This window comes from Arthrobacter alpinus, assembly GCF_001445575.1.
GTDB classification, from domain to species: domain Bacteria; phylum Actinomycetota; class Actinomycetes; order Actinomycetales; family Micrococcaceae; genus Specibacter; species Specibacter alpinus_C.
Map to the genome: position 1 here is coordinate 1,226,918 of NZ_CP013200.1, position 16,026 is coordinate 1,242,943.

The 16,026-nt window shown below is 61.2% G+C and carries 11 protein-coding genes; 4 read left to right on the plus strand and 7 right to left on the minus strand.

The genetic code is table 11. The annotated features are described in order from the left end of the window. The first annotated feature begins 12 nt into the window (after window positions 1-12). Together mgrA and AS189_RS05465 are read left to right on the plus strand one after the other, a co-directional pair. Complete coding sequence (mgrA, locus tag AS189_RS05460) at window positions 13-1,050, plus strand: L-glyceraldehyde 3-phosphate reductase (RefSeq protein ID WP_062286668.1); 1,038 nt, start codon at window positions 13-15, stop codon at window positions 1,048-1,050. Window positions 1,051-1,289: 239 nt separating this feature from the next. Further along, entirely contained in the window at window positions 1,290-2,369 is a 1,080-nt protein-coding gene (locus tag AS189_RS05465; RefSeq protein WP_062286669.1) for an inositol-3-phosphate synthase, read from the plus strand. Window positions 2,370-2,498: 129 nt separating this feature from the next. Here the strand turns inward: AS189_RS05465 and AS189_RS05470 are convergent, their stop codons facing one another. From AS189_RS05470 to AS189_RS05495, 6 genes are all read right to left on the minus strand, one after another. Beyond that, complete coding sequence (locus tag AS189_RS05470; RefSeq protein WP_062286670.1) at window positions 2,499-3,449, minus strand: DUF559 domain-containing protein; 951 nt, start codon at window positions 3,447-3,449, stop codon at window positions 2,499-2,501. Window positions 3,450-3,591: 142 nt separating this feature from the next. Next, window positions 3,592-5,322 carry a glycoside hydrolase family 13 protein gene (locus tag AS189_RS05475; RefSeq protein ID WP_062286671.1) on the minus strand — a complete coding sequence of 577 codons (1,731 nt, stop codon included), beginning with the start codon at window positions 5,320-5,322 and terminating at the stop codon, window positions 3,592-3,594. Further along, a complete protein-coding gene (locus tag AS189_RS05480; protein ID WP_062286672.1) occupies window positions 5,322-6,191 on the minus strand; it encodes a carbohydrate ABC transporter permease in 870 nt (289 codons plus the stop codon). The genes AS189_RS05475 and AS189_RS05480 overlap by 1 nt, the downstream gene beginning before the upstream one ends. After that, window positions 6,188-7,108 (minus strand): carbohydrate ABC transporter permease, encoded by a 921-nt coding sequence (locus tag AS189_RS05485; RefSeq protein ID WP_062286673.1) that lies wholly within the window; start codon window positions 7,106-7,108, stop codon window positions 6,188-6,190. Before AS189_RS05485 ends, AS189_RS05480 begins: the two co-directional genes overlap by 4 nt. A gap of 3 nt (window positions 7,109-7,111) precedes the next feature. Further along, window positions 7,112-8,464 carry an ABC transporter substrate-binding protein gene (locus AS189_RS05490; RefSeq protein WP_062286674.1) on the minus strand — a complete coding sequence of 451 codons (1,353 nt, stop codon included), beginning with the start codon at window positions 8,462-8,464 and terminating at the stop codon, window positions 7,112-7,114. A 9-nt stretch (window positions 8,465-8,473) separates the two neighbouring features. Beyond that, entirely contained in the window at window positions 8,474-10,618 is a 2,145-nt protein-coding gene (locus AS189_RS05495; protein ID WP_062286675.1) for an alpha-galactosidase, read from the minus strand. 117 nt (window positions 10,619-10,735) lie between these two features. Here AS189_RS05495 and AS189_RS05500 point away from each other — a divergent pair, with 117 nt between their 5' ends. Continuing rightward, the gene (locus AS189_RS05500) at window positions 10,736-11,926 is read left to right on the plus strand and encodes an ROK family protein (protein ID WP_082634094.1); all 1,191 of its coding nucleotides are present in this window, start codon (window positions 10,736-10,738) and stop codon (window positions 11,924-11,926) included. A gap of 80 nt (window positions 11,927-12,006) precedes the next feature. Beyond that, window positions 12,007-12,606: a hypothetical protein gene (locus AS189_RS21060; protein WP_337589205.1), complete on the plus strand. Its 600-nt coding sequence runs from the start codon at window positions 12,007-12,009 to the stop codon at window positions 12,604-12,606. A gap of 126 nt (window positions 12,607-12,732) precedes the next feature. Here the strand turns inward: AS189_RS21060 and AS189_RS05510 are convergent, their stop codons facing one another. Next, window positions 12,733-15,936, minus strand: coding sequence for a S8 family serine peptidase (locus AS189_RS05510; RefSeq protein WP_082634095.1), 3,204 nt, complete (start codon window positions 15,934-15,936; stop codon window positions 12,733-12,735). Window positions 15,937-16,026 lie beyond the last annotated feature (90 nt).

Below are 16,026 nucleotides of genomic sequence, written 5' to 3' on the forward strand. Positions count from 1 at the left end.
AAGATGGAAGGTATGACCTTTCACGCCGCGGAGAACCGCTATGAAACCATGCCCTACCGACGAGTCGGCCGTAGCGGCCTGAAGCTGCCTGCCATCTCGCTGGGTTTGTGGCACAACTTTGGGGACGACAAGTCTTTCGAGGTGCAGCGCGACATTCTGCGTCGCGCCTTCGACCTGGGCGTGACGCACTTTGATCTGGCCAACAACTACGGCCCGCCCGCTGGAAGTGCGGAGACCAACTTTGGCCGCCACTTCAAAGACGACTTTGCCGCGCACCGCAACGAACTGATCATTTCCACCAAGGCCGGCTACGCCATGTGGCCTGGCCCGTACGGCGAATGGGGCTCACGCAAGAGCTTGCTAGGCAGCTTGGACAGCTCGCTGACACGCATGGGCCTGGATTATGTGGATATCTTCTACAGCCACCGCCCCGACCCGGACACCCCCATGGAAGAAACCATGGGGGCGCTGGATCACGCGGTCCGCTCCGGAAAGGCGCTGTACGCGGGCATTTCCTCTTACACGCCGGCCCAGACGCTGGAAGCTGCCCGGATCCTGAAGGAAATGGGCACCCCGCTACTTATCCACCAGCCTTCCTACTCCATGCTCAACCGCTGGACCGAGGACGGGGAACCGAACCTTTATGAAACGCTCGACGCCGTCGGGGCCGGTTCCATTGCCTTCTCACCTCTTGCCCAGGGTGTGCTGACGGATAGGTACCTCAAGGGTGTGCCGGCGGATTCACGCGCCGCTAAGGAGCACTTCCTGTCAGAGAATGACCTGACGGAAGAAAAAATGGCGCGGGTTCGCGGACTCAACGATATTGCTGCCGCGCGTGAGCAGTCACTGGCGCAGATGGCCATTGCCTGGATCCTGCGCGATCAGATCAAGGGCACCCCTGTGACCTCGGCGCTCGTGGGCGCCTCCAGCGTCACTCAGTTGGAAAATAACGTGGCCGCCATCAACAACCTCGAGTTCAGCGACGGTGAGCTCAGCGCGATTGATGAGTTCGCCGTCGAATCTGACATCAACCGGTGGAAGCCGAAGTAACCTGTAACACAGCTTTTGCACGTAAATGCAAGTGTTCGTAACAAATAAGTGAGATTTTGGCGTCCTGAAGGAACAAAATCGGGACGCCAAGAGTTGTCTAGAATGGTTAAGGCGCCGTAGGGGCGTCAGATCCGGCCAAGTAGCCGTGCGTCGTGTCTTTATGGTTACCGTGAAGCAGTGCGTCGACCCATCACCGTAGTGTGTGCGCCGGATCCGTGTGAGTTTTATGAAGGAGTTCCGTGTCCAATCATCCTATTCGGGTCGCCATCGTCGGTGTAGGCAACTGTGCCTCATCGCTGGTTCAAGGCGTCCAGTACTACCACGATGCAGACCCGACCGTGAAGGTTCCGGGCCTGATGCATGTTGAGTTCGGCAAGTACCACGTGAACGACGTGCAGTTTGTTGCTGCATTCGACGTTGATAGCAAGAAGGTCGGCCTGGATCTCTCTGAGGCCATTGGCGCCAGCGAGAACAACACCATCAAGCTTGCAGACGTGCCGAACCTCAACGTTCCCGTGCTGCGTGGACACACCCTTGATGGTCTGGGCAAGTACTACCGCGAGACCATCGTCGAGTCCGACGCCGAAGCCGTTGACATTGTTGCAACGCTGAAAGCCGCCAAGGTTGACGTCATGGTTTGCTACCTGCCCGTTGGCTCCGACGCTGCTGCTAAGTTCTACGCACAGTGCGCCATCGACGCCGGTGTTGCCTTCGTCAACGCCCTCCCCGTCTTCATTGCCGGGACCAAGGAATGGGCCGACAAGTTCACCGCAGCCGGTGTGCCGATCGTTGGCGATGACATCAAGTCCCAGATCGGTGCAACCATCACGCACCGCGTCATGGCTAAGTTGTTCGAAGACCGCGGCGTGATCTTGGACCGCACCTACCAGCTCAACGTTGGTGGCAACATGGACTTCAAGAACATGCTCGAGCGCGATCGCCTGGAATCCAAGAAGATCTCCAAGACTCAGGCCGTCACCTCCAACACCTCAGCCGTGTTGTCCGCTGACGACGTGCACATTGGCCCGTCGGATTACGTTGCCTGGCTCGATGACCGCAAGTGGGCCTTTGTCCGCCTTGAAGGCCGTAACTTCGGTGACGCTCCGGTTTCCTTGGAATACAAGCTTGAAGTTTGGGATTCACCCAACTCGGCCGGTGTCATCATCGACGCCATCCGCGCAGCCAAGATTGCTTTGGACCGCGGCATCGGTGGACCCATCCTCTCGGCTTCCAGCTACTTCATGAAGTCCCCGCCGGAGCAGTACAACGATGACATCGCCTTTGAAAAGGTAGAAGCCTTCATCCGCGGCGACGCCTAACCCCCCTGTCCCGACGCGGCATCACTTTCCGGCGGTTTTCTGCCGACGCCGCATCACTTTAGGGCGATAAATATGGGACGCTCCCTCTTTGAGGGCGCGTCCCATTGCTTTTAATCAGTTGGTACTCATCTACCGCTTGCCCTCGAAGCCGGATGCCAGCTTAGGATCTCGCCACGCTTGATACAGGGCCTTTCGAATGCGCTTCACCGCGTCCTGAAAACCGTCCGCCAGATCCTTCTGTGTAAAGATCAGCACAGCCCAGCCAGCATTTTCGAAGGCCTTGTCCCGTCTCCTATCGCTGAACTGCTGCAACTCGTCCAGGTGATGGGCGCCGTCGTACTGCATGGCGATGCGCCGGGCGCGATAGCCGGCATCAGCAGACGGCCCGTCATTTCGGCTCCAAAGGTTGAGCTGAAGTTCTGGCTCAGGCAGTCCGGCGTCGGCTATGGCCAGACGCAAAAGGGTTTCGGGAGCAGAATCTGCCCCGACGCGCATAAGGTTCAGGGCGTCGCGGGCCCGCACAATACCTTGGAGATTGCGGTGTCGGCTCGCCATCTCGCGCAGGGATGTGACGGTCGCGTAGGGTTCACTGCGGCCCTCGAATTCGGCTCGGGGTAGGCGAATAAGCTGGTCTCCCATGCAGACGAGATCAGGCAAGGGAAGCACGCGGGCCAGATCGAGCCAGGTGCGCGAACGAGTGCTCAGCTGCATCCCGTCTACGGATTCGATCTCGCCGCGCAGCGCTGTCACATTGTGGCTGACGATGCCTTTTCGGCGCAACTGCGGGAGCTGGCGGGGCTTACTGAGGTGAAGCTCATCTGAATCTGCCAGCCACGGCGGCAGAATTAGCTCGTGAAGCCGCGCGGCCGTGGAATGCGATATCCAGGCGCCGGGCGATGCTGCCGAGAGCACCCGGGCGGCATCCCGGAGGTCAAAGTCCCAGCCATGCGGCCGGTAAATCCCATGGCTAACGTTGATGTGCTGGCGGTTCTTGAGCTGGTCCGGGGTCAGACCCGAGGCGAGTGCTTCACGGTATGTAAAGGGCACCTGGGTGAGAGAGAACGCGTCGCTGGGTTCCATCTCTTAATTGTGGCCCAGCGCGGACGCCTGCCGCAGAAGTTATCCACAGGTAGGAACGCCAACCGGCCCCCACAAAAGTGTGGAGGCCGGAAGGTGATGCGGCGTGTGCGAAAAACCGCCGGAAGGTGATGCGGCGTTGCTATTAGGGGGCGAGCCAGAGGGTAGTTTCGGGAGGGATTGTTCCTGCCTGTTCGCTCCCTGCGCCGTCCGCTGCTTCCGTTGCTGTGCCGGAAGTGAGGACTACCCTGGACAGGTCGACGCCGGATGGCAGCACTGCGGGCACCGCCGCAAAGTTGGTAATCACCTCCCAGCCGTTGGGGCGCCGGTAGTGAATCACCTCCGACTCGGGGGAGCTGAGCCACTCAAGCGACTCTTCAGCCTGCAATTCGCGGCGCAGCTTCAGGGCCGCCCGGTACATTTCCAGCGTTGAACCGGCAACCCCGGCCTGGGCGTCGGCGGCGAACTCGCCAAACCACTCCGGCTGTGGCAGCCACGGTATGCCACCAAAACCGAAGTCTGCTTCGCTGGCTGACCATGGCAGCGGAACCCGGCAACCGTCGCGGCCTTTGACCTTATGGAGCGTGCGGAACCAGGTTGGATCCTGCAACACCGAAGCTGGTAGCTCCGCGGCTTCGAATAGTCCTAGTTCCTCGCCCTGGTAGAGATAGGCGGAACCCGGGAGCCCCAGCATGAATAGCGTTGCGGCCCGGGCCCGGCGCAAACCGCGCGCCGAATCGAGTGCCGGGGTAGCGCCGTCGGCCAGTAGCCACGCTTCCAGGTCTTCGCGGGTGCTGCCGTCGGGCAGACCGTAGCGGGATGGGTGGCGAACCACATCGTGGTTGGAGAATACCCAGGTGGACGACGCGCCGGAGGAAGCAGCCTCCGAGAGGCACTTCTGCGCAATGGCACGGAATTCCGTGGCAAGAAACGGCGCCTGCAGCAGATCGAAGTTGAACGCCTGGCCCAACTCTGTGGGGCGCGCGTACTTCAAACGACGGTCGGTGAACGGTACCCAGGCCTCGGCCACGGCAGCCTTGGGTGGATCGTATTCATTGAGAACTGAGCGCCAACCCTCAAAGACTTCATGCACGGCGTCGCGGTCAAAGAGGGGATCGCTGCCGTCATCGACGAGGATTTCCAGGTCCGGCTTGGAACGCAGCGGCAGGGACATGTCCTTGACGAGTGCGTGCGCCACATCGATGCGGAAGCCATCCACGCCGCGGTCAGACCAGAAACGCAAGGTGGTGTGGAAGTCCTCCCGCACCTCTGGATTGTCCCAGTTGAAATCGGGCTGTTCGGTGGCGAACAGGTGCAGGTACCACTGGCCCAGCGAGCCAGCGTTTGGTCCGGCCGCTTCCACCACCCGCGTCCAAGCAGCTCCACCAAAGTGGGAGGGCCAATCCGAGGGCGGCAGCTCGCCGTCGTTCCCTAGTCCATCTAGGAAATGGTACCGGGCACGCTCCGCGGAACCTGGTGCAGCAGCAAGAGCTGCCTTAAACCAGGTGTGCCGGTTGGAGCTGTGATTGGGCACCACGTCCACAATCACTCGGATGCCGGCTGCGTGCGCGGCTGCAACCATGGCATCGAAATCCGTCAGCGAGCCCAACCGGGGATCAACGTTGCGGTAATCATCGACGTCGTACCCGCCGTCGGCCAGCGCGGAGGGGTAGAACGGGCTGAGCCAGATCGCGTCAATACCCAGCTCGGAGAGGTAGCCCATGCGGGCCGTGACACCGGGCAGGTCCCCCATGCCATCGCCGTTGGAATCGGCAAAACTGCGCGGGTAAATCTGATAGACGGCCGCCTGACGCCACCACGGAGACGGCGAAACAGAAACAGAACCAGAAACAGAATCAGAAAGTGATGCGGTCATTATTTGATGGATCCTCTCATGACGCCGGAAATGACCCAGCGTTGGGCGAAAATGTAAATCAACAGCAGCGGTGCCATGGCCATCAGGTACGAGGCAAAGGCCGTTGTGTAATCGGTATTGAATTGTCCCTGGAAGACGTACTGCACCAGGGGGAGGGTGCGGGTAGTGGGGTCCGAAAGGATCACCAGCGGCAGCAGGAAATCATTCCACGCCCACAAACAAGTCAGGATGCCAACGGTAGCGTTGATGGGGGTCAGGATGGGGAAGATGACCTTCCAAAACGTGGTCCAGGTGCTGGCGCCGTCCATGACCGAGGCCTCTTCAAGCTCGGCGGGGATGGATTTGATGAACGCCGTGTAGACAAGAACATTGAAGCTAAGCCCATACACCGTGTACAGCAGGAACAGTCCCACCGGATTATCCAGCCCCAACACCGCCATCTCCTTCGTCACCGGCAGCATGATGATGGGGAACGGCACAAACAGCGCTGCGATGAAGAAGTAATACAGCGCCTTGAAAAACGGTCGGTGCATGTTGCGGGCAATGGCATAGGCCACTAACGAGTTGGTCAGGATTGTCAGGATGACCGCCGCGACCGTCACGATGCCTGAAATCAGCAGCGCGTTGGGGAAATTGGTCAGCTTCCAGGCGTTGGAAAAGTTCTCCAGATGGATGCTGGTGGGCAACGCCAGCCCGTTGCCGCCCAGTTGATCGGAGGATTTCAAGGCTGTGACAATGGTGAAGTACAACGGGATCAGCACCGTCAGGGACAGCACGGCGGCCAGGAGCGTCAGTGGAATGTTCACTGAGGAACGACGGCGGCGCGTGGCTGGGGTGCCGGCCTCCGGCTTTTCGATAAGCAGACTCATTGAAGCTCAGACTCCTTGCGTGAGAGGAAGCGCATTTGCAGCAGCGACAGGACAACGATGACCACCAGATACACCACGGAGTTGGCCATCTGGTAGCCGTATTCCCCGCCTTGGAAACCGCCGCGGTAAATGACCATGGCCACTGATTCGGTGGAGGTTCCGGGGCCACCGTTGGTCAGGGCCACGATCTGATCGAACGCCTGCAGCAGGCCCTTGAGGGCCAGAACCATATTGATGGTGAAGTAGCCGGCGATCATGGGGAACGTGATGGAGCGGAACTGGCGCCACGGGGACGCCCCGTCCAGGCCAGCGGCCTCATACAATTCCTCGGGGACGGTTTGCAGGCCAGCCAGATAGATAATGACGCTGAAGGCGATGGACTGCCACGCCGTGACACCCACGATGCCCAACCACGCCAAATCAGGGTTGGCCAGGATGGACGTGGAGAGCCAATCAATGCCCAGCGCTTGGCCGATCAGAGGCAGGTTGTTGGAGAGCAGGTAGTTGAAGACGTAGCCCACAATCAGGACGGACAAGATGTTGGGGATGAAGAAGATTCCGCGAAATGCCGTCTGATACTTGATCTTGGAGTTCAGCAAGATGGCAATGAAGAGCGCCCCAACATTGACCACGATGGTGGTGGTGATGGCAAAGAGGAAGGTGAATCCGTAGGACGCCATGATCCTGTCATCTTTGAACAGGTTCACGTAGTTGGACAGTCCCACAAAATCCCATTCGCCGTAGCCGGCGTAGTCGGTGAAACTGTAGAACATGCCCGTCACGGTGGGGACGGTGTGCAAGATGACGAACAAGACCAGGGCCGGAACAACCATCCAGTAGAAGGTTTTGTTGGCCCGGGACGGGCGCCGGCGTTGCAGCCCGGCTGTAGTGCGGGGCTTATTGGCCGTGGTGGTCATGATCTAGTCCCCTTTCTTGGTGATGGTGCGGGCGGCAACCTTTTCAAATTCGTGGTCCATGCGGGCTAGAAATGCCGGCTGCTTCTTATCCAGCACGAACTGCTGCAAGATCGCGTCAAAGGGGATGCTCGCAGGGACGTGGTGGTCGAAGTAACCGATGACGCGGCCGTCATTGAAGAAGCCCTGCATGCCTGCCAATGCCGGATCGGTGCTGGGTGCCGCGTCTTTCACCGGCGTCAGGGACGATTGGGCCTTGGCATAGTAGTCCAGCACCGAAGGGGACATGAGGTATTCCACAAACTTCTTGGCCTCCTCCGGGTGCTTGGTGTCCTTGCCGATGGCTAGGGTGACATCCACCCCGGAGACCAGGACGTTCTTGGCGGGGTCGTTGGTGGTGGGGTACGGGAAGGAAGCGATGCTCGCATCCGGGTTCGACGCGCGGATGGCCGGGATCGCGAAGCTGCCTTGCAGGTACATGGCTGATTTGCCGGCTCCGAAGGCGGCGTTGCCGTCGTTGTAGCCTGCGCTTTGGGCACCGGGTTGGGCGTAACTGAAGAGTTTCAATAATTTCGTGGAGACCTCCGTGCCGTCTTTGGTGAAACTGGACGCACCGGTTGCCGGCGTCCAGCCGGAGGTTCCGACACTGTCAAAGAAGTCCGCCGGCATGAGGTTTCCTGCCAGGTTGACGAAGGAGGGCAGGACCGTCCAGGCGTCCTTGAGGGTCATGTAGAACGGGTTGACGCCGTTGGCCTTGAAGGTATCCGCGGCTGCGATGAGCTGATCCCAGGTTTGTGGGACAGCTACCCCGTTGGCAGCAAAAATCTCCGGGTTGTACAAGATGCCGCTGGCGTTGTTGGCGAACGGCAGACCGTTGCTTTGGTTGCCGTGGCAGGTGCCCAAACCGTTCAGAATGTCCTGAACAGCTGGCTGGACACGTGAGGCCGCCGGCATGCTAGACAGATCGGCAAACACGCAGGCCTTGGCCAGATCTCCGAAGTTGCCGTTGCCATTGAGCGTCAGCACATCCGGGGTCCTGTTCTTGACCAGCAGTGTCCTAATGGCGGTGTCCGGATCCGGGGAGTTGTTGATGACCACATGGATGTTGGGGTTCTTGGCCTCAAAATCCTTCACGATTTGGGTGAACTGGGCCACCGCCTCGGGCTTGAACTGGAAAAAGTCCAAGGTGACACGGCCGTCGTCGTTCGCGGAACAGCCGGTCAGCACCAGCGTCAGTGCCAGTGCGGCGGTAGTTCCGGCGGCCATCAGCCTGCGGCGGAAATTGCGCCGTCCGGGCTGTGGTTTCCTGGCCAGCTGGCGCAGCAGCGCAGGCGGGCCGGATTCTTGCTCATGGTTCATGGGAACTCCTTAGTTGGCCTGATCAACAGTGATCAAAACGGCTTGTTCGGGGAAAAGTACGGGGGACGCCAGGCCGGTGGCGGCCAGAAGACCTCCGGAGAGGATGGTTTCGGCTACGGTCCAGTCAAGGGGTGATTGGCCGTTGCCGACCTGGTCATTGAGGGGTTGTGAGAGCTGTACCCGGTAGCGCATGTCCGGCAGCAGGCCCGGCAGCGTGATGCGCCCGGACGGGTAGGTGGTGGACGCTGTGCGTTGAGTGAGGGAGTAGACGGCGCGGCTACCGTCCGCGGCGACTACGCCGCGGACATCCAGTGCGGGATCGGGCAGGTCCGCGTGGACGCTGGTACCGGTGTGGAACAGCTCCCGGTTCTCCTTGTGGAACGAGATCCAGCCGGCGAGTTCCGCCGTCTGTGCGTCAGAGATGGTTGAGATGTCCCATTCAATCCCGAAGTGGCCGAAGATGGCGGTGCGGGCCATGAACCCCAGGCTGTGTTGGCGGCCTGTGGAGTGCGATTGTGGCCCGCCAATGTGGGCTCCCATGAGCTCGTAGGGCACTAGGAGCCCGGTGTTGGCCTGGTTGTCGAGGCGTTCGAGCGGATCGATGCAATCGCTGGTCCAAATCCTGTCCGTGTAGTCCAGGATGCCCAGATCTACGCGGGCGCCACCCGAGGCGCAGCTTTCAATTTCCACACCGGGGTGGCGGTGTTTGAGCTCCGCGAGCAGCCGGTAGAGGGCCAGCGTGGACTCCCGCACGCTGGGGTTGCCCGTGCGGGGATCGGCGGCATCGAGCAGGTCACGGTTGTGATCCCACTTGATGTAGCTAATGGGGTATTCGGACAGGATGGCATCAAGGCGGCCCAAGAGGTAGCCGAAGCACTCCGGGTTGGCCAGGTTCAGCACCTGCTGCTGGCGTGCGGAGACCGGCCAGCGTCCGTCGGTGTGCAGGATCCAGTCCGGATGCTTGCGGGCCAACTCACTGTTTGGGTTCACCATTTCCGGCTCGAACCACAGCCCAAATTCCATGCCCAGGCCGCGCACATGCTCAATGATGGGGCCCAGGCCGTCCGGCCACACGGTAGTGTCCACAAACCAGTCGCCGAGCCCGGCAGTGTCATCGCGGCGGCCCAGGAACCAGCCGTCATCAAGGACAAAACGTTCGACGCCGACCACGGCAGCCTTCTCGGCCAAGCTTTTGAGTGTGGTCAGCTCGTGATCGAAATACACCGCTTCCCAAGTGTTGAGGGTGACGGGCCGTGGCCGGCTTGGGTGTTGGGGGCGGGCACGAAGGTCCTCGTGGAATCGGGCCGAGAGCTGATCCAGACCGTGGCCCCAGGAACCCAGCGCCCACGGGGTGGTGTGCGAGTCCCCGGGTGCCAAAACCACTTCCCCCGGCAGCAGCAGCTCCCCGGCGCTCAGGAAGCTGTCACTGGTAATGGTGCGTTCGGCCGACAGGCTGTGATTGCCGCTCCATGCCGTATGCACGCCGTGGACCAAGCCGCTGCGGAAACCAAAGCTGTCCTGACCCGCCAACATGAGCAGTGTGGCATCCGCGCCGGGGCGTCCGCGGCGGCTTTCGCGAACATGGGCGCCCACCGTCAGCGGGCGGCGCTGGGAGGTGCGTTCCTTCAAATGGCGGCCCGTGAAGTCCTGGACCGTGGTGGCGCTCGCCGGCAAGGGGAACACTGTCATGAGCCGGTGCAGCAGGTAGTCGCTGTCCCCGGTGTTGCTCAGGGTGTGCCGCTGGCGCAGCACCCCGGTGGCGCTCAACTCCAGCTCCGTCACCAGATGCAGCCCTCCGGCCGGGTCCTCGGCAGTGACCGTGAGGGAGGAGTCATCGGCGTGTGCTGCCGTGGTGCTTAGGGCGCTGGCCCACCCACCGGCAGCGCGCTGGCCGAGCAGTGCGGGGGTGCCCTGCCAGCCGAACGTCTCCTGCGGCAGGATGCTCAGGCGGGCGGGTACGTCAATGCCGCCGGAGACCCGCTGCGGACGGGCAGCAACTGCGAGCGAGGCCAGCTCGGAGGGGGAGAGGGCGCCGGTGGTCGGTCCCCAATGAATGATCGTGGGTGTGCCTGCCGAGTCCAGGTCCACGATGACCGAGGTGCCGCCGCGATGCAGCTGGAGCTGGGCGGGACGTGAAGAAGTTATTGTGCTCATGGAATAGTTTTACAGCGAAAGTAATTGCTGTGTCAAGGGTCATCCTGATTGCATAATTACGGCGAAATACTTGATTTCAGAATGGAATTATGTTTGAAGTGCAATAAACTTGTTGTCATGAACACCGTTGCCTCCACACCGATCCTGCCTGCTCCGAGCCGCCCTGGCGAGAACCGCGGACAGCCGGAAGCACTCGCGGAGTCAGCTCTTGAGCTGGCCCGGCTGGTGCTTGTCCGCGGCCCCATTTCCCGCGGGGAATTGGCTAGGGAAATGAAGTTGAGCGTTGCCAGCCTCACCCGCTTGGGCAAACCACTGCTCGATTCGGGCTTGCTCATTGAAGGCCCTCTGGTTGCTGACGGCACCGTGGGACGCCCCGTGCGCTTGCTCGATGTTCCCAACGATGCCGCGTGGTTTGTGGGCGTGAAAGTGACAGGAGAAAGGCTGCAGGCCGTGGTCACGGACATTCGTGCCACGATCCTGGCGGAAGCTGTGCTTCCTCTCCCTGAGAAATCGGCCGCTGCCGTGGTGGCGGGCACTGCCCAGCTCACTGCGCAGCTGGAGGCGCAAGCAGGCGTCACCGTCAGGGGGGTTGGCGTTTCCCTGGGTGGGCAGGTGCGCCCGGATGGCGTGGTCCACCGCGCACCGTTTCTGGACTGGAAAAACGTGCCCCTGCAGAGCCTGCTGCAGGACCGGCTGGGACTCCCGGTGGTGGTGGAAAATGATGTGACAGCACTTGTGTCCGCCGAGCAATGGTTTGGAGCGGGCCGCGAGGTGCCCGATTTTGCCGTGATTACCGTGGGCGCAGGCGTTGGCTACGGACTCACTATTCGCAACCATGTGATCCGAACCGTGGATACAGGATTGGGGCTGGGCGGGCACTTCCCGTTGGATCCCAACGGTCCGTTGTGTGCCGAAGGGCACCGAGGCTGTTCCACTGCCATGCTGTCCATCCCCAGCATTTGCCTGCAAATTTCAGCAGCCTTGGGCCGTCCGGTGGACTATGGTCAGGCGCTGAACCTTGCCGCAGAAGGCAACCGCGCCGCCGCGGCAGTCCTGGAGGCGGCAGCAAAGTCCTTGGGGATCCTGATCGCCGCCGCCACAAACCTGACCATGGTTAACACAGTTGTGCTAGGCGGTGAAGGCGTGGCCCTCTACGCGGCAAAAGAAGCCACCGTGCTGGCTGCCTTGACGGCGGGGCGGGACCCGGAAGCGGCGCCGGTGAAGGTACGGGTGGCGTCGGCCGATTTCACCGAATGGGCCCGTGGCGCAGCAGCCGTGGCTATTCAGGCCCAAGCATTCATTCGCTAGCGTGTATTGGCCAGCATTCATACTCTGTAGGCTGCCAGCATGGTGCGTTAGCATGGCAGAACCTCGAGGAAGGCGTCACCATGCCAAGAACGCATCGTCTCAGCGGCACAGCGAAAGCGGTACATGCAATGAGTAGAGTTTCCTCACGGCTAACCGCCACGCTTTTGTTGCTCTCCGTCGTGGCAGTGATTACCGGTTGCGCGCAGCAGGGCCCCGACGCAGGCTCGCCCAGCACAGACGGGCAGATCACCCCTGCCACGGCTTCCCCCTCTGCATCCACTGACTCATCAGCTACTGCGGCCCCATCTGCCAGCGCCACCCCCTCCGCCAGCGGCCTGGACCTCACCATCACCCTCACGGAATCGCCCCAAGCCACGGCGCGAACGTTCCGTCTTGTGGCCGAAGGCGCCACACCCGCACCGGAATCCACCTTGCCCGATCCTGCCGCGGCACTGGCCGCGGTGGAAAAGTACGGCGAGAAAATGTTCTTCCCCGTCCCGGACCCCAACAAGGTGTGCACTCAGCAATATGGTGGCCCGGAAATTGCCCAGGTGACCGGCTGGTTCCACGGCAAGGAAGTCAACGCCACCTTCAAACGCACCGATGGCTGTGAAATTAGCCAATGGCAGGCTCTGGCTCCACTCTTTGGCGCACTCGGCGGCGGAACCGGCAACATCTAAACCGGGCGAGGAGCAGCCCAAGCCAGCCACGCACGACGGCGGCCATCCAGTTCAACTGGATGGCCGCCGTCGTGCGTGGAATAACTACTTTTCTAGAGGTGCTGCTTTTGCTAGAGGTACTGGACCCTAGAGCAGCAGGTCCGTGGGAGCTTGTTCAACGGAGAATTCCGAGTGCCCCTTCTTACCCTTCTTGGGCTTGTCCTTGCCCTTCTTGTCCTTGACGGGACCGCTATTGTCCTCATCCGGAACCACGGCGGTGCCACCGGGGGTGACAATCACGGAGACAAACGTCTGCGTGCCCGCGTCGCCAAAGGAGACCCGGCCCAGATAGTTGCCCGGTGCCAGCCCGGTCCAGCTCAACGTGACGTTGCCGGACTTGCCGTTAGCCAACTTGAGCGGGTTCGGTGAAACCTTGGCGTTGCCGGCATCTGCTCCGAGGATCGCAGCATCCACCGTGGCCTTCACGGCCCCGCCATCAGCGCTGGAATACAGATTAGCCAGCACCTGATAGGTCCCGGGGGCCGGATTGGTCAAGGTCAGTGTCTCACTCGAGGACGCCGTCCGCACATCGCTGTACTGCCCCTTCGGGTTGAAGACGATCATGTCGTAATCGGCACCCTCATCCGCGGAAATGACCTGGAACTTGGCCAGCTCGGTTCCCTCCGGAACAACCACCTGCTTCAAGAAGTTTGAGGCGTTGTTGCCCACAGCGAGCGGACCGGGAACCAGCTCAATAGCGCTGGAGTCAGCCTTGGACAGGCCATTGAGGCTCAAGGCCACAGGAGCGTTGGTACCGGAAACTACCGGAATCTTGCCACTGCTGTTGCCGTTATTGGTGCTGAAGCTGATCTCCGGCTGCACCAAAGCGGCCAACGGACGGACAGCAACCGGGGAGGTTACCGTAGCTCCGGCGCCCTGCCAGGTCAGGCTGCCCATGGCAAACGCGCCCAGGGCTGCCTTGTTGTTCTCGAAGGTGACCTTGAAGGTGCGCTGCTGGCCGGCCTGAGAGAAGTTCAGCACCGACGGGGTGACCTTGACATTGACGCCGGGGACGTTGGCGGTGGCCCGGTACAAGCCCGGAGTCAACGCCGTGACGGTGCGGGTGACTGTGACCTTGCCGGCCAAAGAGCCCACCGCGAAGGATGCCACATTCATGTCACGCGGCGCGGTACTGCCGAGCCCGGGCATGCCCAGATCAATGCCGGTGCCCTGAATGAACTTCAGGTATTCGGTGTCACCGGCGTCATACACGAGCCCCGGCGTCAGCGCCTTGACCACGGCTGTCTGACCGGCACCTGTTGCAAAGAGATCGGTGTTCTTGCTGCCATCGGCATTGACCACATTCGTGGCCGTTGTCATCATGGCTGACTTGACCGCGGCCGGTGACCACGTAGGGTTCTTGGCCATGACCAGTGCCGCGAAACCGGCAACATGTGGTGCAGCCATGGAGGTTCCGGACATCATGCCAAACTGGTCCCCACCGGTGGCAATGGGGGAGACCCCAGCCAGAACGGCGACGCCGGGAGCTGCAACATCGGGCTTGAGCAGATCAGAGCCGACTGCTTCCAGCGGGCCGCGGGAGGAGAAGCCTGCCACCTGCGGCTGCGGTGTTACCGGCAGTCCCGTGGTGTCATGGTCAACCAAAGCCACCAAAATGTCCGGGTTGGCCGCGATCTTGTCCTTGATGAGCTGTGTAGCCGGCGGGTTCACATGAACAGTAGGTACGGCGTGCAGGTCCACATCCTCTGAGGACGGGGTGACATTGGTCAGGATCATGCCCGCGCCTCCTGCGCGCTTGACCTCGGCGCTCTTGGCCGTACGGTCAATCACACCGCGGTCACACACCACGATCTTGCCGGCAACTTTGCTGCCGTCCAAGGTATTGGGGCCACAAAGCTCCGGGTTGGCCGCACCGGCGGCAGCTGCCGTGGTGGCAAGGATGACGTGGCTGGCAGGAACGCCCTGACCCATCATGCTGGCGCCACGGAACTTGCTGCCATCAGCGAATTCCGCCGTGCCCTGAAGCTCGGAGGAAAAGGAGGTGGCAGCGACGGTGGTCAGCCACGGGGCGCCGTGGTTGACAGTGCCTGCCGTGGGGCCCGAGTTGCCAGCCGAGGCAGCCACAAAGATGCCTGCCGAGGTGGCTGAGAGGAAGGCCAAGGACACCGGATCGGTTGTTGAGGTAGTGCTGCCCGAGATGGAGTAGTTCAAGACATCCACACCGTCCAAAATGGCCTGGTTGATGGCTGCAACAGCCGAGGAAGAGTAGCAACCGCCCGTGTCCGGATCGGTGTCTTCCCAGCAAATCTTGTAGATGGAGAGCTTGGCCGCAGGAGCAACACCGCTGGTGATGCCCATGGCACGGTCACCAATTTTTGCCTCGACATTGGCGTTACCGGCGGCCGTGCTTCCGGTGTGCGTGCCATGGCTGGCAACGTCCACGGGGGAGAGCACTTCTTGCGGTGCCCGATCCTCAGGGGCCACATAGTTCAGGAAATCATCGGCAAAGTAATGTGCGCTCAGTACCTTGGAGTTACAGGCACTGCCGTCGAAATCGGCTCCCGATTCCACACCCTTCTGGCATTCCCCGGAGAAGGTGTCACCATTGGCCTTGAGCATGGCAATGTTGCCGTCATCAGTGCGATACGGGACGCCGACCACCGGGTCCCCCGTCAGTGGAAGGACCTCGTCACCGGCAAAGAAGGGGCTCGACGGCGTGTATCCGGTATCGATGATACCCACCACAACGCCCTCGCCTGCCTTGCTCTGCCCGCCGAAGTTCTTGTTCCAGCTGCCGTTCTTGCCGCTCAGGCCAAGGAAATCGGTGCTGGAGTAGTCAGGGGCGTTCTCCGTGTCCGGGGCAACGGTCAAGACGCTTGGGTCCTTGGCCAACGCCAAGGCCTGGTCAGCGGAGAGATCCGCGGAAAAGCCATTGAGGGCGGCGGTGAAGGTCCGCTTTACCTTGACGTTTTCCGTCTTGGCAACGGCAGCCTGCTTGGATTCAAGGTGCTTCTTGTACTTCTTAACCTCGGCGCGCGTCGAATCAAGCTTTTGCCCCGACTGTGGCTTCGTGGCAGGAAGGCCAGCCGTGCCGCCGTCGTACATGGCGATGGGCTGCTCGGCGAAGACAACAATGTAGCGTCCGGCGGGGAAGCTCAAAGGGTCAACATTTGTTTGAGTGATACTGGGCATGCTCAGCTGGCTGGGGTTGGCCGATGCTGGCAGTGCCCCCACTGTGGCCAGTAGCAACGGCAGGCCGGCGCCAATCGCCACGACCTTCCGCAGTCCTGAGCTTCGAAAGAGAGTTCTTCCCGTTCGTTTCATGGTCATGGTGCGGTGAACCTTTCAACAGGATCTCCGTGCGGCCTCTTGCCTCACGGGTGCAACATGGCAAGACGGCAGACAACTTTGACAAGTGAT